Origin of the sequence: Streptomyces sp. NPDC102274 (assembly GCF_044766385.1) — a bacterium.
Taxonomy (GTDB): domain Bacteria; phylum Actinomycetota; class Actinomycetes; order Streptomycetales; family Streptomycetaceae; genus Streptomyces.
This window is the reverse complement of sequence record NZ_JBIWLW010000007.1, coordinates 33,112-57,001: the sequence shown is the minus strand read 5'-3', so window position 1 is coordinate 57,001 and position 23,890 is coordinate 33,112. Positions and strand designations below refer to the sequence as shown.

18 protein-coding genes and 1 other RNA gene are annotated in these 23,890 nt (G+C 72.0%); 7 read left to right on the top strand and 12 right to left on the bottom strand.

What is annotated here, in order from left to right; genetic code table 11:
• Positions 1 to 224 precede the first annotated feature (224 nt).
• The 3 genes from ACIRQP_RS12015 to ACIRQP_RS12005 all read right to left on the bottom strand — a co-directional run bounded on the left by ACIRQP_RS12015 (position 225) and on the right by ACIRQP_RS12005 (position 2,703).
• Positions 225 to 830 carry a CGNR zinc finger domain-containing protein gene (locus ACIRQP_RS12015; RefSeq protein WP_403887296.1) on the bottom strand — a complete coding sequence of 202 codons (606 nt, stop codon included), beginning with the start codon at positions 828 to 830 and terminating at the stop codon, positions 225 to 227.
• Between the two features lie 127 nt (positions 831 to 957).
• A complete protein-coding gene (locus ACIRQP_RS12010) occupies positions 958 to 1,488 on the bottom strand; it encodes a GNAT family N-acetyltransferase (RefSeq protein WP_403887293.1) in 531 nt (176 codons plus the stop codon).
• Between the two features lie 75 nt (positions 1,489 to 1,563).
• The gene (locus tag ACIRQP_RS12005; RefSeq protein ID WP_403887290.1) at positions 1,564 to 2,703 is read right to left on the bottom strand and encodes a uroporphyrinogen-III synthase; all 1,140 of its coding nucleotides are present in this window, start codon (positions 2,701 to 2,703) and stop codon (positions 1,564 to 1,566) included.
• Between the two features lie 494 nt (positions 2,704 to 3,197).
• Between ACIRQP_RS12005 and ACIRQP_RS12000 the strand changes: the two genes are divergently transcribed.
• Together ACIRQP_RS12000 and ACIRQP_RS11995 are read left to right on the top strand one after the other, a co-directional pair.
• A complete protein-coding gene (locus tag ACIRQP_RS12000) occupies positions 3,198 to 4,253 on the top strand; it encodes a LacI family DNA-binding transcriptional regulator (RefSeq protein WP_403887287.1) in 1,056 nt (351 codons plus the stop codon).
• A gap of 103 nt (positions 4,254 to 4,356) precedes the next feature.
• Complete coding sequence (locus tag ACIRQP_RS11995) at positions 4,357 to 5,049, top strand: RraA family protein (RefSeq protein WP_403887284.1); 693 nt, start codon at positions 4,357 to 4,359, stop codon at positions 5,047 to 5,049.
• An 81-nt stretch (positions 5,050 to 5,130) separates the two neighbouring features.
• Here the strand turns inward: ACIRQP_RS11995 and ACIRQP_RS11990 are convergent, their stop codons facing one another.
• Entirely contained in the window at positions 5,131 to 6,096 is a 966-nt protein-coding gene (locus ACIRQP_RS11990; RefSeq protein WP_403887281.1) for a LysR family transcriptional regulator, read from the bottom strand.
• Between the two features lie 97 nt (positions 6,097 to 6,193).
• On the opposite strand from ACIRQP_RS11990, the gene ACIRQP_RS11985 reads away from it, so the two are divergent.
• On the top strand, positions 6,194 to 7,579 hold the full coding sequence (locus ACIRQP_RS11985) for an MFS transporter (protein ID WP_403887278.1): 1,386 nt from the start codon (positions 6,194 to 6,196) through the stop codon (positions 7,577 to 7,579).
• Between the two features lie 59 nt (positions 7,580 to 7,638).
• On the opposite strand, the gene ssrA is transcribed toward ACIRQP_RS11985, so the two are convergent.
• The 5 genes from ssrA to ftsE form a co-directional block, all read right to left on the bottom strand.
• Positions 7,639 to 8,024: a transfer-messenger RNA gene (gene ssrA, locus ACIRQP_RS11980) on the bottom strand.
• Positions 8,025 to 8,206: 182 nt separating this feature from the next.
• Positions 8,207 to 8,686, bottom strand: a complete 480-nt coding sequence (gene smpB / locus ACIRQP_RS11975) for an SsrA-binding protein SmpB (RefSeq protein ID WP_129769107.1) — start codon at positions 8,684 to 8,686, stop codon at positions 8,207 to 8,209.
• Positions 8,687 to 8,720: 34 nt separating this feature from the next.
• Complete coding sequence (locus ACIRQP_RS11970) at positions 8,721 to 9,908, bottom strand: S41 family peptidase (protein WP_403887275.1); 1,188 nt, start codon at positions 9,906 to 9,908, stop codon at positions 8,721 to 8,723.
• A gap of 67 nt (positions 9,909 to 9,975) precedes the next feature.
• Positions 9,976 to 10,893: a permease-like cell division protein FtsX gene (gene ftsX, locus ACIRQP_RS11965; RefSeq protein ID WP_403887272.1), complete on the bottom strand. Its 918-nt coding sequence runs from the start codon at positions 10,891 to 10,893 to the stop codon at positions 9,976 to 9,978.
• Between the two features lie 60 nt (positions 10,894 to 10,953).
• Complete coding sequence (gene ftsE, locus ACIRQP_RS11960) at positions 10,954 to 11,643, bottom strand: cell division ATP-binding protein FtsE (RefSeq protein WP_030355142.1); 690 nt, start codon at positions 11,641 to 11,643, stop codon at positions 10,954 to 10,956.
• A 283-nt stretch (positions 11,644 to 11,926) separates the two neighbouring features.
• Here ftsE and ACIRQP_RS11955 point away from each other — a divergent pair, with 283 nt between their 5' ends.
• Together ACIRQP_RS11955 and ACIRQP_RS11950 are read left to right on the top strand one after the other, a co-directional pair.
• Positions 11,927 to 12,121, top strand: coding sequence for a hypothetical protein (locus ACIRQP_RS11955; protein WP_403887269.1), 195 nt, complete (start codon positions 11,927 to 11,929; stop codon positions 12,119 to 12,121).
• A gap of 75 nt (positions 12,122 to 12,196) precedes the next feature.
• Positions 12,197 to 13,018, top strand: coding sequence for a pentapeptide repeat-containing protein (locus tag ACIRQP_RS11950; protein WP_403887266.1), 822 nt, complete (start codon positions 12,197 to 12,199; stop codon positions 13,016 to 13,018).
• A gap of 335 nt (positions 13,019 to 13,353) precedes the next feature.
• Here ACIRQP_RS11950 and prfB read toward each other — a convergent pair whose 3' ends face one another.
• The 3 genes from prfB to ACIRQP_RS11935 form a co-directional block, all read right to left on the bottom strand.
• A complete protein-coding gene (gene prfB / locus ACIRQP_RS11945; RefSeq protein ID WP_403887263.1) occupies positions 13,354 to 14,460 on the bottom strand; it encodes a peptide chain release factor 2 in 1,107 nt (368 codons plus the stop codon).
• 628 nt (positions 14,461 to 15,088) lie between these two features.
• Positions 15,089 to 16,339, bottom strand: a complete 1,251-nt coding sequence (locus tag ACIRQP_RS11940; RefSeq protein ID WP_403887260.1) for a serine/threonine-protein kinase — start codon at positions 16,337 to 16,339, stop codon at positions 15,089 to 15,091.
• A 149-nt stretch (positions 16,340 to 16,488) separates the two neighbouring features.
• Positions 16,489 to 18,126 carry a serine/threonine-protein kinase gene (locus tag ACIRQP_RS11935; RefSeq protein ID WP_403887257.1) on the bottom strand — a complete coding sequence of 546 codons (1,638 nt, stop codon included), beginning with the start codon at positions 18,124 to 18,126 and terminating at the stop codon, positions 16,489 to 16,491.
• Positions 18,127 to 18,613: 487 nt separating this feature from the next.
• Here ACIRQP_RS11935 and ACIRQP_RS11930 point away from each other — a divergent pair, with 487 nt between their 5' ends.
• Entirely contained in the window at positions 18,614 to 22,243 is a 3,630-nt protein-coding gene (locus tag ACIRQP_RS11930; RefSeq protein ID WP_403887254.1) for an FHA domain-containing protein, read from the top strand.
• A 204-nt stretch (positions 22,244 to 22,447) separates the two neighbouring features.
• Positions 22,448 to 23,860, top strand: a complete 1,413-nt coding sequence (locus ACIRQP_RS11925) for an ABC transporter substrate-binding protein (protein ID WP_403887901.1) — start codon at positions 22,448 to 22,450, stop codon at positions 23,858 to 23,860.
• Positions 23,861 to 23,890: the final 30 nt, after the last annotated feature.

Genomic DNA, 23,890 nt, shown 5'->3' with positions numbered 1-23,890 from the left:
AGGCACTCAACGGACGACGTAAAAATTTTCAAGATCTTTTGCGTGGGGAGGGAGGGCGAAGGGAGGCGGCATGGGCGGGTTCGCGCCGGTCCGGGACCCATGCGGGACTGATGGAGGAACCATGGAGGACACGCGAAGAACATGTCTCGAAGTCGTATGTATACCGTGCGGTAGTTGTCCGAAAATCGCGCAACAATCTTACGGAAAGATTCGGCCGGGCCTCGTCAGGGCCGCGCGAGGGCCGCCCTGCGGCGGTGCCTGGCGACCCGCTCGCGGTTGCCGCACACCTCACTGGAGCACCACCGGCGACGCCGCCCGCGCGAGGTGTCCAGATAGACGCGCCGACAGCTGTCGCCCTCGCACTCCCGCAGTCGGGCCCGCGCGGCGGGATCGGTGAGCAGCTCCACCGCGTCCCTGGCCACCGCGGCCAGCAGCGCGTCGCACTCGGGCTCGGCGCTCAGCGCCCGTACGAGATCGCCGCCCTCGTCCCGTACCGCCCTGATGCCCGGCGGCGCCCCCGCGGCCAGCGTGTTCACCCGCTCCAGCGCGCCGGCGGCTTCCCGTCCGTCGATCTCGGCGTGGATCAACTGCCCCACTCTGTCGCGCAGTTCGGCGAAGGACCGGACCCAGCGGGCGTCGACCCCCGCGAGCGGCGTCCCTTCGGGCACCAGCCCCGCGCCGATCAGCCACCGGCCGAGCGGTGCGGCGCCGTCGAGCCGCTCCCGGCCTCTGGAGGTCCGTTCTCCGGTGGCCACCAGATCCAGGCAGATACGCCCGGAGTCGAATCGCCACTCGTACGAGCCCATGTCCGCCGCCGTGCCCGCCGTCATGTGCCTGTCACCGCCTCGGGTTCACCGTGGGTGCCGTCCTTCTCAGAGTGCCTGCCCCGGGACGCGGCCGGAACCCCTGCTACCGGTGGTGGAGTCGGCCGTTTCGCCGAAGGCGCCCGGAGGCGCTCTAACCTGCCGCGTTCGGCGGGCCGTTGTGCAGGACGCGTTGGAAGAGGTGGTGATCGCGCCACTCGCCGTCGATGTGGAGATAGCGCGACGCCGTACCGATCAGCTCGAAGCCGCACTTGCGCAGTACACGCTGCGAGGCGGCGTTGCCGAGGACCGTGCCCGCCTCGACGCGGTGCAGGCCCAGCTCGTCGCGGGCGGCGCGGCAGACCTCCTCGACCGCGCGGGTCGCCAGGCCGCGGCCGGTGTACGCGGCGTCGGTCCAGTAGCCGAGATTCGCACTCCGAAACGGTCCGAGGGCGATGCTGGAGAGGGTCGCCTCGCCGACGACACGAGCGCCGTCGACGAGATGCCAGCGCCGGACGGCGGGATCGGCGAGCCGGTTGGCCTGGGCCCTCGCTGTGTAGAAATCGGCAGGGCGGTCCGGCTCCCAGGGGCGCATGTGGTCCCTGTTGCGGACGAGGGCCTCGGTGACGAGTTCGGCGTCGTCCGGGGTGGCGGGCCTGAGGCGGATCGAGGAGTCGTGGGCCATCTTCGTACCGTACCCACGGGGCGGCCGCGTACCGTTGGCGGAACGGTTTCCCGTCGGCGGAACGGCTCCCGTCGCTCACACCTCCGCGTACTTGGAGTCGGCCGACGGGTCCAGCGCGAGCCGGTAGCCGCGCTTGACCACGGTGTGGATCAGCTTGGGGGCGCCCAGCGCGGCCCGCAGCCGGGCCATCGCGGTCTCGACGGCGTGTTCGTCACGGCCCGAGCCGGGGAGCGCGCGCAGCAGGTCGGCCCGTGACACCACCCAGCCGGGCCTGCGGGTCAGCGCGTGCAGCAGGGCCATTCCGGCGGGCGGCACCGGCCGCAGATCGTCGTCGACCACGACCGCGTGCCCACGGATCTCGACGCGGTGGCCCGCGACCGGCAGCGTACGGGCGCGCCCCGGCAGCTCCGTACAGAGCACCTGGACGAGCGGCCCGAGCCGGAAGCGGTCCGGCTGGACGGTGTCGATGCCCCGCGCCTGGAGCGGCAGGGCGGTGACGGGCCCGACGCAGGCGGCCAGGACGTCGTGGTGCAGGGCCGCCAGCAGCTCCGGCAGCCGTCCGCGCTCTCCGGCGCGCGACAGCAGGGAGGCGGCGGCGGGCGCGCTGGTGAACGTGACGGCGTCCACGGCGCGTGCGACGGTCGCGTCGATGAGCCGGTCGACCGGAGCGAGATCCTCCGGGGGCATCCAGCGGTAGACGGGTACGACGACGACATCGGCGCCGCCGGCCCGTAGCGCCTCCACGAACCCGGGCAGCGGCTCCCCATGCAGCTGGAGCGCGATCCGGCGGCCCTCGACCCCCTCCCCCAGCAGCCGTTCGAGGACCTCGGCCATCGACTCGGAGCCGGGCGACCACGCCTCGGTGAGCCCGGCGGCGCGGATGGCGCCCTTGACCTTGGGCCCGCGGGCGAGCAACTCGACGCCGCGCAGACAGGAGAGGAGTTCCTCGCCGTGGCCCCATCCGTCGGCGGCCCCGATCCAGCCGCGGAAGCCGATGGCCGTGGTCGCCACGACCACATCGGGCACCTGGTCGATCATTTCCTTGGTGGCGGAGAGCAGTTCCGTGTCATCGGCGAGCCGCACGATCCGCAGGGCGGGGGCGTGGACGACGGCTCCGCCGCGGCGCCGGAGCAGCGCGCCCAGTTCATCGGCGCGCCGGGCGGCGGTGACCCCGATCGTGAAGCCCGCGAGGGGGCCGTGCTGGTGGGTGTCCATGTCTCTCCTCTCTCGCTCGCTCGCGCCCGCTCACCACGCGTGGCGCCGACGGGGTGCCGTGGAGCGCCGTACGGATGGAACGGCCGAGCCTGTCAAATACGCGTGACAGGCTCGGTCCACGGGTATTTCGTCGACGTTACGCACGGCTGCGGACATACCATCACATACCTACCGCTTCGCCATCGGGACTCCTCTCTCCGCGTGGCCGCACGCGGGTTCGCCGCCGCCGGTACGGGCCGGCCGGGGCCCGCGAAGGTATACCGCCCGGGTGAGGCAGGAGTCCGCGAACCCTCATCACCGCGGAGCGCGGACCCCGTGCGGCGAACGTGCCGATCGGCGTTGCCTGTTGCGCGGGACGACGTGGCCCGCGCGTCCGTATGGGATTCTGTACGCGACAAGATCGAACACCGGCTGTTCCCTCATGCCACCCCGAACTGGCGCGGTACCACCGCTTGTCGAGTGGACGGCACCCGGACCGGAGACGGAGGCGACCGATGGCACGTACGACCGCGTCCGGCGGGCGCAAGGACAAGCCGGCCACTCTGGCACTGGTCGCCCAGCGGGCGGGGGTGTCGCCCCAGACGGTGTCCAACGCGCTCAACTCCCCCGATCTGCTGGCCCCGCGGACCCTGGAGCGGGTCCAGCGGGCGATAGCGGAGCTGGACTACCGGCCGCACCAGGCCGCGCGTTCGCTGCGTACCCGCTCCAGCCGGCTGATCGGTTACGGCGTGCAGGCGACGCCCGACGGGGTGTCGGGGCCGGTGATGGAACACTTCCTGCGCGCCTTCTCGGACTCCGCCTACCACGCCGGATACCGCGTCCTGCTGTTCGCCGCGCCCCCGGACGCGGAGGACGAACCCGACTGCTACGCCGAGCTGTTGCGTGAGCAGTCGGTCGACGCGTTCGTCCTGAGCAACACCTACCGCGGCGATCCGCGCCCCGGCTGGCTGCGCAAGCGCGACATCCCCTTCGTGGCGTTCGGCCGCCCCTGGTCGGCCCGTTCGATCGGCGACTGGGTGGACGTCGACGGCGCCCATGGCACGGCGGCGGCCGTCGATCACCTCGTCGCGATGGGCCACCGAAAAATCGCCTTCCTCGGCTGGCCGCGCGGCTCCGGCGTCGGCGACGACCGGGCCCAGGGCTGGCGCGAGGCGATGCGCCGGCACGGTCTGTCCATCCGTGATCTGCGGGTCAGCGCGATGGACGACGTCGACGCCGCACGCGACGCGGTCGCCCATCTCTTCCCCGCGGGCACCACGGCGGTCGTCGCGGCCAGCGACACCCTCGCCCTCGGCTGCTACCGCGCCCTGCGCGACAGCGGCCGTCTCCCGGGCCGCGACGTCGCGGTCGTCGGTTTCGACGACTCCTCCGCCGCCGCCCTGCTCTCCCCCAGCCTGAGCAGCCTCCGTCAGCCCCTGGAAGAAGTCGGCCGCGCCTGCACCCGCCTGCTCCTGACCAGGATCGGAGACCCTCAGGGCACCTCGGAACACGTCCTGCTGGCTCCGGAGTTGATCGTCCGGGAGAGCTCCGCGCCCCCGGTCGCCCGCTGATCCCTCGGCCGCCCCCGGGACAGCTCCCGCCGTTAGGATCGCCTCGCCGTCCGGCGCATCCGTGCGCCGCCGACGGTCATGGAGCCGAGCCAGGGAGAACGCCGTGCTGAAGGCCTTCGCCGATCTGTCCACGCCGCTGGTGGCCGACGCCTGCGTCCGTCACGACGTGCCGCTGCGCGTCGCGCCGGCCGGGATCGGCGCCGTCGTGGGCGGTCATCGCATCGCGGGGCGCGTGTTGCCGGTGCGGCACTACGGGAGCGTGGATGTGTTCCTGGAGGTGCTCGGCCGGGCCGAGCCGGGCGATGTGCTGGTCATCGACAACGGCGGCCGGACGGACGAGGCGTGCGTCGGTGATCTGGCGGTGCTGGAGGCCCGTGCGGCGGGGGTGAGCGGTCTGGCGGTGTGGGGGCTGCACCGGGACGCCCCCGAGCTGGCCGAGATCGGCCTTCCGGTGTTCAGCTACGGCAGCTACCCGCCCGGCCCGGTACGGCTGGACGAGCGGGAGCCCGAGGCGCTGGACACCGCCCGGTTCGGGGCGCATCAGGTGAGCGCGGACGACGTGGTCTTCGGTGACGAGGACGGCGTGCTGTTCGTCGCCGCGGAGCACGCCGAAGAGGTGCTGGCGACCGCGCACCGCATCCGGGAGACCGAGCGCGAGCAGGCCCACAAGATCATGGCGGGTGAGACGCTGCGCCGTCAGACGGCCTTCGACGACTATCTGGCGCGGCGCGCGGCCGATCCCGGCTACACCTTCCGGCGGCATCTGCGGCGGATCGGCGGGGCCATCGAGGAGTAAGGGCTGTCCCGTTCGACCCCGCGCGACGAATCACCGGACAGGGCAATGCGCCTGGGGCCTGTCCCGCCGCGAGATGTCGCTTCAGGGGTTGTCGGGCGCCGAAGCGGTGACGGTGGCGGGGAGCCAGCTCCCGGGGATGCGTTCCAGCCACCCCTCCCGGGCGGCAAGGGCATCGGCGGCGGAGCGCAGCGCGTCAACTCCCGGATGTTTCAGCCCCTTGCGCCACACCAGCGACAGGGGCGACAGAGGGACGGGTCCGACGAGCGGACGCAGCATCGCCCCCGGCATCTCCGGGAAGTCCACCACGGCCAGTACGGGCGTACGGTGCTTCGCCATCACCCGCCGGAACTCCTCGGCCCCCACCGCCATCGGCGCGGGCGGGGCGAGTGCGATGGAGCGTCCCGCGAAGAGCCGCCGCGCCAGATCCGTCCACTCCAGGGTCCCCGGATTGCCCGCCCCCGCGTACACGCTCTCGCCCGCGAGCGCGTCGAGCGGCACCTCCGCGCGGTCGGCCAGCGGGTGGTCGTACGGCAGCAGTACGGCCAGCCGCTCGTACCGTACGAGCTGGTGGGAGAGGCCGGAGCGGAGGGCGGGCGCGAGTCCGCCGACGTATCCGAAGGAGGCGTCGAGCCGGCCGGCCAGGATCTCGGTGGCGGCTCGGGTCAGGCCGCTCTCGAAGCGGGCCATCAGCTCATGGTGCGGGGCGAGTTCGCGCGCCCGCGCGAGCACGCGCCCGGAGACCATGCCCTCGGTGTTGAGATCCACGAGCAGCGGCCGTTCCCCGGCGGCGCGTGCGGCCAGCAGCGCGTCCTGGGCCGCCAGCACGGACCGGGCGTACGGCAGCAGCCGCTCGCCCTCGGCGGTCAGCGTCACCTGGCGGGTGGTCCGTACGAACAGCTCGGCGCCCAACTCCCGCTCCAGCCGCCGGATGTCGCGGCTCAGCGCCTGCTGGGCGACATACAGCCGGGCGGCGGCCCGGGTGAAGTGCAGTTCGTCGGCGGCGGCGACAAAGCCGCGGAGCAGCCGGGGGTCGATGTCTCGGGGCATGCCGCATTCAACAACACACAGTTCCACAACACACGCGCGTTAATGGCCACGGAGCAGGTGTTGGACCGGGCGCGGAGCGTGCGGCGAGGGTGAGGGCATGCCGCACTCCCCCGCACCCGACACTCCTCTGCTGGCCGTCACGGGCGACAGCCTGGTCCTGGCACGGCGGTACGACGACCGTTTCGCCCCCGGGCCGCCGAGCGCGCCCGAGCCATCGGTACCGCCGAAGGCTCCGCGTCGGCCCCGGACGGCGCGGCGCCGCGGCAACCCGTACGCCCGGCTCTTCGCGATCCCCGGCGCCCGTGCCTTCACCGCCGGGAATCTGCTCGCCCGCCTCCCGATGGGCATGTTCAGCGTCAGCGCCGTGATCATGATCGCCGGATCGCGCGGCTCGTACGCGCTGGCCGGCGCCGTCACCGCCACCGGCCTCGCGGTCACCGCCCTGGTGGCGCCCCGGACCGCCCGGCTCGTCGACCGCTACGGACAGGCCCGTATCGCCGTCCCCGCCACCGCGATCGCCGCGTCGGCCTCGCTCGCCCTGGTCCTGTGCGTACGGTACGGGGCGCCGGACTGGACGCTCTTCGCCGCCTACGCCGCGACCGCCACCACCCCCAACACCGGCGGGATGTCCCGCGCCCGCTGGGCCCATCTGTACCGGGGGGCGACCCCGGAGAACGCCGCGGCCCTGCATACCGCCAACTCCTTCGAGCAGGCGGCCGACGAACTCTGCTTCATGCTGGGCCCGGTCCTCGCCGCCTTCCTGTGCACCGCGCTCTTCCCCGAGGCGGGCACGCTGACCGGCGCGGTCCTGCTGCTGACCGGCGTACTGATCTTCGCGGCGCAGCGCTCCACCGAGCCGCCCGCCACCGGTCGTACGGGCGCGGCACGCGCCCCGCTCCACTCGCCCGCGCTGGCCGCCCTGCTCGCCGTCTTCCTCGCCACGGGCGCCGTGTTCGGCGCCACGGAGGTCGTCACGCTGGCCTTCGCGGACGACCGCGGCCACCAGGCGTGGGCGGGGGCGGTGCTCGCGCTCCAGGCCGCCGGGTCGTGCGCCGCGGGGCTGCTCCTCGGCGCGCTGCGCCCGGCCCGCCGGGTCGGGCGGCGGCTGGTGCTGTGCGTCGCCGCGATGTCGGCGCTGCTGACCCTGCCCCTGCTCGCGGCCACCGCGGGGACGTCGGGGCCGCTCCCGCTGCTCGCCTGCGGGCTGCTGATCGCGGGCGCGGCGACGGCCCCGACCATGGTGACGGGTATGACGCTCGTCCAGCGCCTCACACCGGCGAGCCGGCTCAACGAGGGGATGACGCTGGCCGTCACGGCGCTGTTGGCCGGCATAGCCGCCGGTGCGGCCGCCGGCGGCTGGACCGTGGAACACACCGACCCGGCCCGCGGTTACGCCCTCCCGCTCTGCGCGGCGCTCCTCGCGCTGCTCTGCGCGGTCACGGGCGCGCGCCGCTTCGGACGCGACAAAGGCCCCGCTGCCTGAGCAGTGGGGCCTTCGCCTGCGGTATTCATGGAGACGATATTCGATTGTGCACATGGGAATTGTGGAGATGGCGGGAATCGAACCCGCGTCCAACGGTGCGGAACCAGGGCTTCTCCGAGCGCAGTCCGTTTCGCTTTTCTCAGCCCCGGAGATCACACGGACAAGTCTCCGACGGGCTCAGTCACTGTTTGGTTTCCCTCTGCTCCCCGTGACCGGGCTCAGAGGTTTAGTTCCCTAGTTGATGCCAGGATCCGGGTCGGGAACAGCCCCGGGCTGACACTCCGTAGAGCTTCGCTAGCTGCTAATTAGGCAGCGAGGGCGAAGGCGGAGGAATCGCGCTTAGAAGTGGCGATTATTGTTTGCGACATATGGTTAACGAGATCATTGCCGCTTCCTCGGCTCGCTTCACCTGCTTCGACATCCGCTGTCGAAACCGATCATCCCCATGTTGTTTTTTCAAACGTGCTCATTTTCGAGCGTGCCCAGTTTCGGGCGCGCACCCTCTGTGAGGTGCGGAACCCATCGTACGTGACCAACGCACGACGGTGCCAGCCCATTCCACCGCGGCCGGCCGAAGCGGCGCCGATCGGGAACCCGACGGGCCCGGTCAGGCCCGGTCGAGCGCGGTCAGGCCCGCTGACGCCGCTTCGCCGCCGAGATCGCCCGGTCGGTCTCGCGCCGGTCCTGCTTCTCGCGCAGCGTCTGCCGCTTGTCGTACTCCTTCTTGCCCTTCGCCAGCGCGATCTCGACCTTCGCCCGGCCGTCCTTGAAGTACAGCGCGAGAGGCACGATCGTGTGACCCGTCTCCTGCGACTTCGACTCCAGCTTGTCGATCTCGACCCGGTGCATCAGCAGCTTCCTCTTGCGCCGGGCGGAGTGGTTGGTCCAGGTCCCCTGTGTGTACTCGGGCACATGGACGTTGTGCAGCCACGCCTCGTGTCCGTCGATCTGGACAAATCCGTCCACCAGGGAGGCCCGCCCCTGGCGCAGGGACTTCACCTCGGTACCCGTCAGCACGAGACCGCACTCATATGTGTCGATAATGAGGTAGTCGTGCCGCGCCTTCTTGTTCTGCGCGATCAGTTTGCGCCCAGTTTCCTTAGCCATAGTCCCGCCATTTTCTCACCCCGGCGCAACTTCTTTACTCCGCGCTGCCGAGCCCGCCCAGTACGGACGTCGCCCGCTCCTGGGCGCCCTCGCTCACCGGGAGGTCCGGGGTGACGCCCCGGCCGTCCACCCCATGGCCGGCCGGGGTGCGGTACGTGCCGACGGTCAGCTCGGCGACGGAGCCGTCGGGAAGCGTGCTCGGCATCTGGACCGAGCCCTTGCCGAAAGTGCGCGAGCCGACGGTGACGGACCGGCCGCGGTCCTGGAGGGCGCCGGTGAGCAGCTCGGCCGCGCTCATCGTGCCGCCGTCCACCAGCACTACCAGCGGACGGTCGGTGTCGCCGCCGGGATCCGCGTACAGGGCGCGCTGCTCGCCCCTTATGTCATACGTGGCGACCAGACCGCCGTCGAGGAAGGCGGAGGCGGCGGTGACGGCCTCGGCGACCAGTCCGCCCGCGTTGCCCCGCAGGTCGAGCAGGACGCCGGTGCCCTTCGGCGCGGCCCGGACCGCGTCCCGTACCCGCTGGCCGGTCCCCTTGGTGAACGCGTCGACCTCGATCCGCAGCACGCCGCCCTCGATCGTGTCGACCGTGACGGATTCGGTGGTGAGCCGGGCGCGGCGCAGGCTCTCCGTCCAGCGGTGGCCCTCCCGCTCCAATCCGAGCACGACGGTGGTGCCGACGACGGATACGCCGTCGCTCTTCCCCTCACCGCGCAGCAGCGCCATGACGTCCGTGACGGGCAGCTTCCTGATGCCGCGGCCGTCGATGTCCCTGATGATGTCGCCGGGCCCGATACCGGCCTGCTGCGCGGGGCCGCCGGGGTGGACCCGGGTGACCTCGACCAGACCGTCGGCGGTACGTCTCGCCCACAGCCCGACGCCGGTGTACGAGCCGTCCAGGGCCTGCTGGAACTCCTCGTACTCGCTCTTGTCGTACACCGAGCCCCAGCGGTCGCCGCTGCGGCTGACGACCTCCTCGGCCGCTTCCGTACCGGACTTGCCGTTGGCCATGGCATCGGCGGCGGCCCTGGCGACCTCGTCCCGGTCGGCCGTCGATGCCACGGGACGGGTGTGGACGCGGGGCGTCTCCTCCTCGCCGTACGGCAGGACGCCCGTCGCCGCGGCGGTGCCGAGCACACCCGCGAAGAGCAATGTCAGGGCCGCCCCGCGGCGTACACCGCGGGACGTTCGGTGCAACTGGTGCAACTCGGAACCCGACATGAGGTTGAGTCTAGGACAACGCCGAACGGCAGAACGGTGCTTGTCGCCTCCACGTCAGGGGCTCTTGTCACACCCGGAGGTACTTGCGCAGCGCGACGAAAGCCGCCACGGCGGGCATCAGCAGACCGATCGCTAGCACCAGCGGAAGCTTGGCCAGCACCGCGTCCCAGCCGATGAAGTTGACGAGTTCCATCTTCTGGGCGAGCGCGAGACCGTTGTCGATCAGGAAGTAGCGGCCCGCCAGCAGCATGGCGCAGGCGACCACACCGCCGATCAGTCCGGCGAACGCGGCCTCCATGATGAACGGCATCTGGATATAGAAACTGGAGGCGCCGACGAGTCGCATGATCCCGGTCTCCCGGCGCCGGCTGAACGCCGATACGCGAACGGTGTTCACGATCAGCATCAGCGCGATGACCAGCATCAGCGCCATCACACAGAGCGCCGCGATATTCATGCCGTTCATCAGGTCGAAGAGGTTCTGCAGGATGTTCCGCTGGTCCTGGACGGACTCGACCCCGTCCCGGCCCGCGAAGGCCGTCGCCACCACCTTGTACTTCTCCGGGTCCTTGAGCTTCACGCGGAAGGACTCCGGCATCTGGTCCGGGGTGATCGTCGCGGCGAGCGGGGTGTCGCCGTACCGCTCCTTGTAGTGCTTGTACGCCTCGTCGGCCGTCTCGTGGTGGACCGTCTCGACGAGGTCCATCTTCTTCAGATCGGCCTCGATCTGCTGCCTCTGCTGGCTGGTGACCGCACCCTTGGCGCACTGGGGCGCGGTCGCCGCGTCGTTCTTGTTGCAGAGGAAGATGGAGACATTGACCTTGTCGTACCAGTAGTCCTTCATCACGCTGACCTGCTCGCGCATGAGCAGCGCGCCGCCGAACAGGGCGAGCGAGAGGGCTACGGAGACGATGACCGCGAAGGTCATCGTGAGATTTCGGCGAAGACCGACGCCGATCTCCGACAGGACGAACTGGGCGCGCATGGCGTCCTTTCAGCTTTCGGTACTCAATGCTCGGTGCTCTGTGCTCGGTGTGCTCAACACTCAGTGCTGGTAGCCGTAGACGCCGCGTGCCTGGTCGCGCACGAGACGGCCCTTCTCCAGCTCGATCACGCGCTTGCGCATCTGGTCGACGATGTTCTGGTCGTGGGTCGCCATCACGACGGTGGTACCGGTGCGGTTGATGCGGTCCAGCAGCTTCATGATGCCGACGGAGGTCTGCGGGTCGAGGTTGCCGGTCGGTTCGTCCGCGATGAGCAGCATGGGACGGTTGACGAAGGCCCGCGCGATCGCGACGCGCTGCTGCTCACCACCGGAGAGCTCACCGGGCATCCGGTCCTCCTTGCCGCCGAGGCCGACGAGATCGAGGACCTGCGGTACGGACTTGCGGGTCTCGCCGCGGGACTTCCCGATGACCTCCTGCGCGAACGCGACGTTCTGCGCCACGGTCTTGTTCGGCAGCAGCCGGAAGTCCTGGAAGACGGTGCCCAGCTGGCGGCGCATCTGCGGCACCTTCCAGTTGGACAGGCGCGCGAGGTCCTTGCCGAGGACATGCACCATGCCGTGGCTGGCGCGCTCCTCGCGCAGAAGCAGTCTCAGGAAGGTCGACTTTCCGGAACCGGACGAGCCGACGAGGAAGACGAACTCCCCCTTCTCGATCTCAAGGGAGACATCGCGCAGGGCGGGGCTGTTCTGTTTCGGGTAGGTCTTGGAGACGTTGTCGAATCGGATCACGGGTGCACCACGGTCGGCCGGGAGTAGGTGAGCGAGACCTTACGCGAACCGCGCCGCCGCGCGCAGTCCGCGTCCGTTGTTAGGACAGTGCCCCGGGGCGGGCTTGGGGCGATTTATCACGGATGGCGCCGGGCCGCCAGCGGTGAGGTCCACCAGGAATCCTCCCGACCGCGCCGAAACGGCCGAGAACTGGCAGAGTGGAGAGGGGAACGGTCGTGTTTCCCGGAGCGTTGAGCGGAGAGACACTGGCTGCGGCTCCGCCGCGCGGTGAGGAGGAATGCGCATGACCTACGACAGACTGGTGTGCGCCAACTGCGCGGGGCCCGTCAGCGAGGGCCGCTGCCGCGTGTGCCGCGCCAACAGGGAGCGGCTCCAGCAGCGGGGCCCCCTGGGCGGTCTGAGCCCGGTGGCGCTGCTCACACTGCTGGTGGTGCTCATCGCGGCGGTGGCGCTGATGGCCGCGTATCAGCCCGCGTGACCTCCGTCGCGTAGGACCTGGATCACGATGAGGGGCTCGGGCGCCTGACAGGCGGCCCGAGCCCCTCACGTTCATGTGACTACGGTGTGGTTCGTACTACACCGGTCAGACGGCCGTACGGCCACCGCCGACCAGACGCGGCAGCATCCGGAAGCCGATACCGCCGGCGATCATGGTCGCGGCACCGATCAGCAGGAACGTGGTCTCGGCGGCGCCGGTCTCCGCCAGCTCCTCCTTGGCCGCACCCTGCTCGACCGGCTGCGAGCCGACACTGTCGGTGTCGGTGTTGTCGCCACCCGTGGTCGAGCCACCGGTGGACCCGCCGTCCGTGCCACCGCCGGTGGTGGTGCCACCGTCCGTGGTGCCGCCGTCGGTCGTGCCACCTTCCGAAGTGCCACCCTCCGACGTGCCACCCTCAGAGGTCCCGCCCTCAGACGTGCCACCCTCAGACGTGCCACCCTCAGAGGTCCCGCCCTCAGACGTGCCACCCTCAGAGGTCCCGCCCTCAGACGTGCCACCCTCCGAAGTGCCACCCTCAGACGTGCCACCCTCAGAGGTCCCGCCCTCAGACGTGCCACCCTCCGAAGTGCCACCCTCAGACGTGCCACCCTCCGAAGTGCCACCCTCAGAGGTACCACCCTCCGACGTGCCACCCTCGGAGGTCCCGCCCTCAGACGTGCCACCCTCGGAGGTACCACCCTCAGAAGTGCCACCCTCCGAAGTGCCGCCCACGGTCGTGCCGACCGTCGCGCCGCCGTCGGTGGTGCCACCGTCCGTGGTGCCACCGTCCGTGGTGCCACCCGTGGTGTCGTCGTTACCGATACCCAGGCCGACATCGGCGATCGGAGTGGACACGCCGATACCGACGGCCTGAGCGCCCCCCGCGATGGTCAGTGAGGCACCTGCGGCGATCACCGCGCCGGCCGCCACACGTGCCACGCGGATCCGCGTCTTTTTGGTCATCTGCCTGCTACCCCCAGTAGCTCATTCGTCAGTGGTGCAGCGTCCGGGGCAGCGGCCGCTGGGGGTTCGCGTACTCCGCCCCCGGTCTCACGCGCCCCGAATTACGCATGCCACGCGCCAGCGTCGCCGGTTTTCATATACGCGTCAAGGTCGTTGCGTGCGCGATGACCGATATCGCGTCAGTTGTCCGGCGTGCGGGGATGCAACTGTGACGTAAAAGGGAACTGCCGTCCTACGAACGGCAGTTCCCTTGTCGACAAAGCGCGAATTTACTTGTCCTGCTGCTTGCGCCAGCGAATTCCGGCTTCCAGGAATCCGTCGATCTCACCGTCGAGCACACCCTGCGGATTGCCGACCTCGAACTCCGTCCGCAGGTCCTTGACCATCTGGTAGGGGTGCAGAACGTACGAACGCATCTGATTGCCCCAGGAGTTGCCGCCGTCGCCCTTGAGCGCGTCCATCCTGGCCTGCTCCTCCTGACGGCGGCGTTCGAGCAGCTTCGCCTGGAGGACGTTCATGGCGCTCGCCTTGTTCTGGATCTGGGAGCGCTCGTTCTGGCAGGAGACCACGATGCCGGTCGGGATATGCGTGATACGCACCGCGGAGTCAGTGGTGTTGACGCCCTGTCCGCCGGGCCCCGAGGCACGGTAGACATCCACGCGCAGCTCGGACTCGTCGATCTCCACATGGTCGCTGGACTCGACGACGGGGAGCACCTCGACGCCCGCGAACGAGGTCTGCCGGCGGCCCTGGTTGTCGAACGGCGAGATCCGGACAAGACGGTGGGTGCCCTGCTCCACGGAGAGCGTGCCGTAGGCGTAGGGCGTCTTGACGACGAAGATGGTCGACTTGATGCCGGCCTCCTCCGCGTACGAGGTCTCGTACACCTCGGTCGGATAGCCGTGCCGCTCGGCCCATCGCAGATACATGCGCTGAAGCTGCTCGGCGAAGTCGGCGGCGTCCACGCCACCGGCCTCGGCACGGATATTGACCAGCGCCTCGCGCTCGTCGTACTCGCCGGAGAGAAGGGTACGGACCTCCATCTCGTCCAGCGCCTTCCTGACCGACAACAGCTCGGACTCGGCCTCGGCGCGGGTGTCCGCGTCGTCCTCGGCATCGGCCAGCTCGAAGAGCACTTCCAGGTCGTCGATGCGCCCACGCAGCGCCTCGGTCTTGCGGACCTCGGCCTGCAGGTGCGAAAGCTTGCTGGTGATCTTCTGCGCCGCCTCGGGATCGTCCCAGAGGGACGGGGCCGCGGCCTGCTCCTCAAGCACGGCGATGTCTGCCCTCAGTTTGTCGAGGTCCAGGACGGCCTCGATCGACCCCATGGTCGAGGAGAGGGACTTCAGCTCTTCGGATACATCGACGACTGCCACGGCACCAGCGTAACGCGCTTTTTTTGGGGGCTCGGTTCGCCTCCGGGGCGGGGGCCGGCCAGGGTGTTAACGACAGACGTGAGCGCCAACGTCTCCGCACCGCCGCGCGACCCCCTTTTTTTGGGGCTCGGTTCGCCTCCGGGCGCTTTATGCCCCTGTCGACGGTCGACCGTGCTCGATTCCCTCGTACCTCGGGAACCTCCGCCCGCGCGGCGGAGCCGCATATCGAGCACAGCCTCCCTTTCGACAGCGGCGCGCCCTTCGGCTCACTCGCCGCCGGAAAGACCGCACCCGGAACCGATCGGCACCCCACCCCAGCCAGCACCCCGAGCGTCAGGCTGGGGCGACCACCGGACGGCACTCACCCCCATCCTCAGGCGGGCGGTGAGTGGGAGCCGACCGCCGGGGGGAGGGGGTCGGGGTCGCAGGAGGTGCGTGTCAGGACGTAAAGCGTCGCAGCTCGCGCGGAGCGCGGTGACCACGCGACGGAGTCGCATATCGATCGCAGCGCAGTCCGGACACGGACCTCCGGAGGCCCCGGCCCCCGGCACACGACCACGCACCCGCACCCCCCGCCGAAGGCGCACCGCACCCCCGGCGGACGGCGCACCGCACCCCGTCACCACCCCTAGCCGGGAGGCGTCACCGCCGGAGCCGTCGTCTGCCCCGAGTCCCGCGGCGCCGACGCGCTGTCCCCGCCCATGACCAGCCAGCCCCCCACCCCCACCACCGCGACCACCAGCACCGCCACCGCCCCCAGCGTGATCCGGCGCTTCCGCACCGCCTCCGCCTTGTGCCGCGCCGATCCCGGCCGCCGCTGCCCCGGGGACCGCGGCGCCCGCGCCGTCCCGCGCGCGCCGCCCGCCAGTTCGTCCGGCCCCGGCACCCGCATGCTCGTATGCGTGTCCCGGTTGGAGTCGGGCACCGCGCCGGGGACAAGCGGGACCGCCCCCCGGCGGCGCGGCTCCTCGGGCGCCGACGCCTCCGGCCCCGGTTCCTCGTACGGCCGCTCCGTGGGCTCCGTGTCGGGCTCGTCGACGTCCAGCGGCGGTATGCCCGCGAGCGTCGGCAGCTGCTCCCGCAGCCGCGCCGCCAGTTCCGAGGCGCGCAGCCGGGAGGCCGGGGCCTTCGCCAGGCACTGGACGAGCAGCTGCCACAGCTCCTCGGGGATACCGGGCAGCGGTACGACGGTCTCGGTGACGTGCCTGCGCAGCACGGCCCCGGGGTGGCCGCCGCCGAACGGGGTGAAGCCCGCGAGCAGCTCGTACAGGACGGTGGCCAGCGCGTAGATGTCGACGGCCGCGCGCGGCGGCAGGCCCTCCACGATCTCGGGCGCCAGATAGTCGGGGGTACCGATGATCCTGGACGCCTTGGTGCGCCGGGGGGTGTCGATGAGCTTGGCCACACCGAAGTCGGTGAGCAGCGCGGGGTGCGCGCCGCCGGGGCCGAGCGGGCCCTCCATGTCGAGCAGGATGTTCTCGGGCTTGACGTCGCGGTGGACGACGCCGGCGGCGTGCGCCGCGGCGAGCCCGTCGGCGACGTCGGCGATGATCGCGACCGCGGCCTCGGGGGCGAGGCGGCGCTCGCGGTCGAGGCGGGTACGGAGATCCGTTCCGCGGACCAGCTCCATGACGAGCGCCAGGTCATTGCCGTCCACGACGAGATCGCGGACGGCGACCACCCGGGGGTGGTCGAGTCCCAGCAGAGCGGTGCGCTCCTGGACGAAGCGTCCGACCAGCTCCTGGTCCGACGCGAGGTCCTCGCGCAACAGTTTGATGGCGACGGGGCCCTCGGGCCCTTCGCCGAGCCACACCGTGCCGGCGCTGCCCCGTCCCAGAATCTGGTGGGCGGTGTACCGGCTGCCAATATTCCGTGCCAAGACTGCTCCCTCAGCGGCTGGCGTTGCCCCTCAAAGTACGCGGGTATCGGGGTGTTCGGTGCCCCGGTCGGCACCGTCACCCACATAGGCAGGGGGAAATAGTGCGATCCGGGGGGATTCGTCCCTCACTCCCGGCCGCTCGTCCCCCGTCACTGTCCCGAGTTCGTGCCGCCCAGCTGCGAGATCCAGTCCGTCACCGTCGAGATCGCGTCACCGATCGCGGTCCAGTAGCTCTTGCCCTGGGCCACCCAGTCCTGAAGCGGCGTCAACTCCCAGATGAGCCAGCCCGCGACGAAGAGCAGGACCAGCGTGAACAGACAGCCCTTGAGGCAGCCGAGGCCCGGGATCCGCATCGGGCTGGCGCTGCGCTGACGCGGCTCGCGCTGCTGGCGGGGGGCCGGCTGCTGGGGCGGCGGCTGCGGAGGCGCGTACTGCTGTCGCGGTGCCGGGGCGTACGGCTGCTGCTGCGGTCCGGGGGCGTACTGCTGTTGCTGCCGCGGTCCCGGCGGGGGCGGCGCGTACCGCTGCTGGTGCTGGGGCGGCTGCGGGGGCCGCTGCTGCGCGGGCGGCTGCTGGGCCTGCCGATGCGGGCGGCGGCGCAGCGGGTCCTGGCTCGGGTCGAGGTACTGGACCTGCGTCTGCTCGTTGCGGTCGCGAGCGGCCTGGAGCTGGCCCTGCCAGGGGTGCGGGCCCTCGGGATCCGCCGGTACGGGCGGCATGACCGAGGTGGGGTCGGCGGCGCCATGACCGGGACCCCCGCCCGGACCGGTGGACGGCAGGACGCTGGTCGCCGCGCTCGGGTCGTACGAACCGGCGTTGCTCGGCAGGACCTGCGTGGGGTCGGCCGCGCCCGGTGTGTCGGGCACCGGCGCGGGCGCCGGGTCCGGCGCGAGGAGCGCGCCGACGCCCAGCGCGGCGTCGACCTGGGCGGGCGTGGAGTGCACGCCGACACCGGCGGCGACGGTGCGCAGTCCGCGGGCCAGGTTCTCGGCGCTCGGCCGCTGGTCCGGGTCCTTGCGCAGGCAGCGCTCTATGACCGTCCACAGCGGCTCGGGCACGGTGGTGGGACGGCGGGGCTCCTCGCTGAGGTGGCGGTGGAGCACTTCGAGCGCGGTCGCGCCGGCGAACGGCGGGCGCCCCGTGACCAGCTCGTACAGCAGAATGCCCGCGCCGTAGATGTCGACGGCGGAGGTCTGCGGGCGGCCCTCGGCGGACTCCGGCGCGACATAGGCGGGGGTGCCGACGAACTCGTGCGTGCGGGTCAGTCCCGGTGAGTCCGCGAGGCGCGCGATACCGAAGTCGGTGAGCATCGGGTGCAGCCGCTCGCCGTCGTTCTTGAGCAGGACGTTGGCGGGCTTGAGGTCGCGGTGCACGACGCCGTCGGCGTGGCTGGCGGCGAGCGCGTCCGCGATCTGGGCGGTCAGCAGGGCCGCCGCGACGGGGCTGAACGGCCCGTTCTCGCGCAGATAGCGGTGCAGATCGGGGCCCTCGACCAGATCCATGACGAGCGCCAGGAGATCGCCCTCGACGACCAGGTCGCGGGTGCGCACGATATTGGGGTGGGTGAGGCGGAGCAGTACGGAGCGTTCGCGCAGGAAGCGCATCACGACATCCGCGTCGTTCGCCAGCTCCTCCTTGAGGACCTTGATCGCGACGGTCTCGCCGGGCTGGCCGGCCACGGCCGCCTCGGCTCCCGCGGTCTCTCGCTGACGGGCTCGCCAGACGGTGCCCGTGGCGCCGCGTCCCAGCGGCTCCTCAAGCAGGTACTTGCTGCCTACCGGCCGCACGTCATGCGCTCCCTGCTGGTCGTGGTCACTTCGTGGTCCCGGCCCCGCCGGGTCTCCGACCCACTCTAGACGGGCCCCGCAAGTCAACCGTCTGTCCTCGTACGGTCCGCTCCGATCCCGCACGGATACGGTCCCGACCCGACCTCGCGCAGGTCCGGTCGCGTTCGAAAGAAAGACGCTCGCATCGTACGGATGGTTGCCGGAGAGTGGGCCGGACGACATCACAGCCGGTCCCAAGCCGTCTCGAAGCCGTTCTCAAGCAGGCACTTTTGCGCCAACAGCCGACTATTCAAGATCACTTGTCGCCGGTCCCCGGGCGTGTTGTCAGTGGCAGGTGCGAGGATGCCCCCAGCACGAGACGTGTGGAGTGGGGATTTCACACCGCCCCGTGCCGACCTGTACCGGACGACGCGTCCGTGCGCGGTGGGGGGAGATCAGCGCGTATTCCCCTGTCGGGCACCCCGCGCAGAAGGGACCGCTGACGGCGATGCAGATCCGGCTGACCGTCCTCGCGCCGCGCAGCGGCCATGCCACCGCGCGCGCGTGCGACGTGCTCGTCACCGCCCCGGCAGGAACGGCGCTGGCCGCCGTCGCCTCCGGGCTCGCCACGGCCGTCTCGGGCCCCGACGCCTCCTCCGGCGCCGTCGTCCTGTACGCGGGCCGCGAGCGGCTCGACGCCCAGCGCCGCACCCTCGGCGAGCCGCCGCTGATCGACGGCGCGGTGCTCTCGCTCCAGGTCCCCGGCGAGGACGAGGCGCCCGCCGACGACGTCCCGGCCCAGCTCCATGTCGTGGCGGGCCCGGACGCGGGCGGGGTGCATCTGCTGCACGGCGGACAGATCAGGATCGGCCGGTCCACAGAGGCCGATGTGCCGCTGGACGACCCTGACGTCTCGCGGCTGCACTGCGCGGTGACGGTCGGCGAGGACGGCCGGGTCTCGGTCGCGGACCTCTGTTCCACGAACGGGACGACGCTGGAGGGCGTCGCGGTGGGCAACCGTCCGGTCCCGCTGGCGCCCGGCGCGCTGCTGCGGCTCGGTGAGTCGGCCCTCCGGCTCACGGTTGGGGGCCGTACGGCCACGCTGCCGACGGCGCCGGACGGCGAGGGCCATCTGCGGATCGTCCGGCCGGGCACGGACGGCCGGGGCCCGCTCCCGTACGGCGCGGAGAGCGGCCAGGGCGGTGCCGCGTACGGCTCATCGGAGGACCACGCCCCGATCCGCGGCGACGGCGGCGCGACGGCAGCGGCCGCCGGCCCCGGCCCGGAGACGGGCGCGTACGGCACCGGCGGCTACGCCACGGACGGTTCCGCATACGGCCCGGCGGGCGCCTCGCCGGGTCCGCGGTACAGCGGCGCGCGGCGCGAGCCCGCCCCCGCCCACGGCCCGGCCGCTCCCGGCGCCCATGCCCCGGGGGCCGGACCGGGCGAGGCCCCCGGGGAGGAGACCCGGAGCCGTGACGAGAGTCACACGTCCCGCGCGTACGGCGGCTCCGTCCCCTCCGGCGCTTCGAGCCGCGTCCTGGGCCCGCAGTACGGCAACCCCCCGGGCGCCCCGCGTGTGCCCGACCCCCGCAGCGCCGATACGCACTACGGCAGCCGCCCGACGGCGGGCTCGCCGGACGGCACGCACAGCAGGGCGGCGGCGCCGGACCCGGCGTACGGGACGGGCGCGGGCGCCGGGACCCCGGGCGCGCGCGGCGCCGACGACGGCCCGCAGTCGCACAGCAGGACCTCCGGTTCGCGGCGGCAGGCCACGCCCACGCGCGGGACCGAAGCACCCGACGCCGCGGCCAGGCGGCGTGGCGGCATAGGCGCCTGGGCCCGGCGGCTCACCGGAAGCCGGGGCGAGGAGCTGCCGGAGTCCGGCCCCGGCCCGCTGCCCGCCGCCGGTACGGCCGGACGCGCCCCGCGCGCGGAGACCTGGCCCGATCCGGCCGCGATCCTGCTGACGGCGCTCGGCCCCGGCCCCCGGCTGTGGGAGCGGGACAGCCGCCATCCCGAGGCGCTCGCCGTACGGCTCGGCACGGCCGACCGGGCCGCCTCGGACGGCGGCGGGCCGCTGCCCTCCGTACCGGTCACCGTCGGTCTGCGCGAGGCCGGGTCGCTCGGTCTGGCGGGCCCCAGGGAGCGCCTGGCGGGGCTGGCCAGGGCGGTCGTGGCCCAGCTGGCCGCGCTGCACTCACCCGCCGATCTGGAGATCGTGCTGATCAGCACGGACCGTGCGAGAAGCCTGGACGAGCGCAGGCGGGACTGGGGCTGGCTCGGCTGGCTGCCGCATGTACGGCCGGCCCACGGCCAGGACTGCCGGCTGCTGCTCGCCTACGACCGCGACCAGGCGACGGCCAGGACCGCCGAGCTGACCCGCCGGCTCGACGACGGCCCCATGGGTCCCGGCTGGGCCTCGGCCGACCCGTGGACCATCACGGAGGCCGCCGCCCGCCACGACGGCCCGTACACGGTCGTGATCGTCGACGGCGACCCCGGGACCGCCGCGCTGCGCGAGTCGACGGCGCAGCTGGCCGGCGCCGGCGCGGCGGCCGGTGTCCATGTCATCTGTCTCGCCGAGACGGACGCCGCCTCGTCCCTCTCCCCGATCGCCGCGACCTATGAGACGGCGTGCGCGGCCTCGCTCCCCTTCCGCGAGTGCGGGGCCGTCGCCCTGCTGAGCGGTGATGTGGCGACCGCGCTGCGACTGCTGCGTACGGCGGTGGGACAGCCCGCCGGGCATGGCACGGTCGCCGTCGTGGACGCGGTCTCGGCGGCCTGGGCGGATCGTTTCGGACGGGCGCTGGCGCCGCTGCGCGCGTCGGCGGGCAGCGGCCGAGGACGGCCCGCGGCGGCGCTCCCGCGCTCCGCCCGGCTCCTCGACGAGCTGGGGCTGGCGCGGGCCACCCCGGCGTCCCTGATGGCCCGTTGGGCGTCCGCCGCCGACCGCACCGGCGACTGCACGGCGGTCCTCGGCGCCGGGCCGCGCGGCCCGGTGAGCGTCGACCTGACCGAGGAGGGACCGCATCTGCTGATCGAGGGGCCGGCCGGGAGCGGCCGTACGGAGCTGCTGCGCTCCGTAGCCGCCTCGCTGGCCGCCGCCGGCCGGCCCGACCGGCTGGGGCTGCTGCTGGTCGACGGCGCCGCGGGCGAGCGCGGCGAGGGGCTGTCCGTCTGTACGGAACTGCCGCATGTGACCGAGCATTTGATCGCCTCCGACCCGGTCAGGATGCGGCAGTTCGCCCAGGCGCTGGGAGCCGAGCTGAAGCGGCGGGCCGAGCTGCTGGGGCGGCTGGACTTCACGGAGTGGCACAGCAGGCACGAGGTGGCGGAGCGGATAGTCGGCCAGCGCTCGCCGGGCGCCGCCGAGCAACGGACGGGCAGGCGCGGCGAGTCGCGCCCCGAGCGCGGACCCGAACTCCGCGGCGGCGATCCGCGCGCGACGGATCAGCACGGCACGGACCCGCACCGCCCCGACCAGTACCGGACCGACCCGCACCACGGCGAGCCGGACACGCACGCGAGCGGCACGCTCCGGCTCAGGACCACCTCGGCCCGTACGGAACAGCCGCAGACGCGGCAGCAGCCCCAGGACCCCGCGCCCCTCCCCCGGCTCGTCGTGCTGGTCGACGACTTCGACGCCCTGGTCGCGCCCGCGCTCGGCAGTCCCGGCCGGCCCGCGGCCGGTTCGGTCGTACGGGCCCTGGAGGCCGTGGCCAGGGACGGCGAGCGGCTCGGCGTCCATCTGGTGGCCACCTCGGCCCGTCCCGACCGTACGGTCGAGACGGAGCTGGCCCAGGGCGCGCGGCTGCGGGTCGTGCTGGACGCGCCGCCCGTCGCGCCCTCCCCGGACGATCCGGCGCCCGGCCGCGGCCGGCTCGGCCATCCGGACGGCCGCGTCACGCCGTTCCAGGGCGGGCGGGTCACCGGCCGTATCCCGCGTACGGCGACGCTGCGGCCCACGGTCGTACCCCTGGAGTGGGAGCGGATGGGCGATCCGCCGGCCCGCCGGCCGGTCAGGGAGCTGGGCAACGGTCCGACGGATCTGGCTCTGCTCGCGAGCGCTCTCGAACGGGCCGCCCGATCCGTCAATGCCGTACCTGTCGCACCACTGACCCCGGCTCACCCCTGAAGATCCCCGGACAGGGCATACGTCCGTCGTGGCACGTCACGAGCCCATCACGATCAACGGTCCGGGGCCGGGAAGGCTATTGCGGCACCCGGTCACGCGGCGTAGGACTGTGCGCACGGGACGAGTGCAGCGCTGCCACGTCACGGCCGCGACGCCGGTCCCACTTGCGTAGATCCGTACGCACACGGGAGAGACGGGGCAGTGATGCGCACAACTCGCAGAGCGAACAAGGCTCTTGGGACCGACAGGAGCGGGCACGGCAGGAGCGGGCTCGGCACGCGCCGGGCCGCGGTGGCGATCGTCGCCGTCGGCGCCGTGGCCCTCAGCGGCTGTGGTGGCGATTCGAGCGACGACAAGGGCTCGGGCGACAGCGCGAGCAAGGCGCCGGCGGCCACGGTCCAACTGCCCAAGCTGGACGGCGAGACGATCCAGATCGCGGCCGTCTGGACCGGCCCCGAACAGGAGAACTTCACCAAGGTCCTCAGCGAGTTCGAGAAGCGCACCGGCGCGACGGTCACGTTCGTCCCCGCCCAGGACCCGATCGTCAACTTCCTCGGGACGAAAATTGCTGGGGGCAGCCCGCCGGACGTCGCGATGCTGCCGCAGGTCGGCGCCATCCAGCAGGCCGTGGAGAAGAAGTGGGCCAAGCCGGCCGGCGCCGAGGCCAAGGCCCAGCTCGCGAAGAACTTCAGCAAGGGCTGGCAGGACCTCGGCGCCGTGGACGGCACGCAGTACGGCGTGTACTTCAAGGCCGCCAACAAGTCGCTGGTCTGGTACAACAACGCCGCGTTCGAGAACGCGGGCGCCGCGGCCCCCAAGACCTGGCAGGACCTCCTGAAGGCGGCCGAGACGATCTCGGCCTCGGGTGTCACCCCGGTCTCGGTCGCGGGCGCGGACGGCTGGACGCTCACCGACTGGTTCGAGAACATCTATCTCTCCCAGGCGGGCCCGGAGAAGTACGACCAGCTCGCCAAGCACGAGATCAAGTGGACCGACGGCTCGGTGAGGGACGCGCTGACCACGCTCGGCCAGCTCTTCGGCAAGCCGGAACTGATCGCGGGCGGTACGGACGGCGCGCTCCAGACGGAGTTCCCCGCGTCCGTCACGCAGACCTTCACCGGCGGCGACCAGCCCAAGGGCGCGATGGTCTTCGAGGGTGACTTCGTCGGCGTCAACATCGGCCAGACCGAGGCGAAGATCGGTACGGACGCGAAGGTCTTCCCGTTCCCGGCGGTGGGCCCCGACGCCCCCGTGGTGACCGGTGGTGACGCGGCCGTGGCGCTCAAGGACACCAAGGGCGCGCAGGCACTGCTGACCTTCCTGGCGTCCACGGACGCCGCGAAGATCTGGGCGGAGGCGGGCGGATTCGTCTCGCCGAACAAGTCCCTGGACCCCGCCGCGTACCCGAACGACGTCCAGCGCGACATCGCCAAGGCGCTGATCGCCGCGGGCGACGACTTCCGCTTCGACATGTCGGACCAGATGCCGCAGTCGTTCGGCGGTACCCCGGGCAAGGGCGAGTGGAAGGCGCTCCAGGACTTCCTGAAGAACCCGAAGGACGTGGCGGCGATCCAGCAGCAGCTGGAGGCGGCCGCGGCCAAGGCGTACACGAGCTGACGCGGTGAAGTCGGCGGTCTCGGGGGGCAC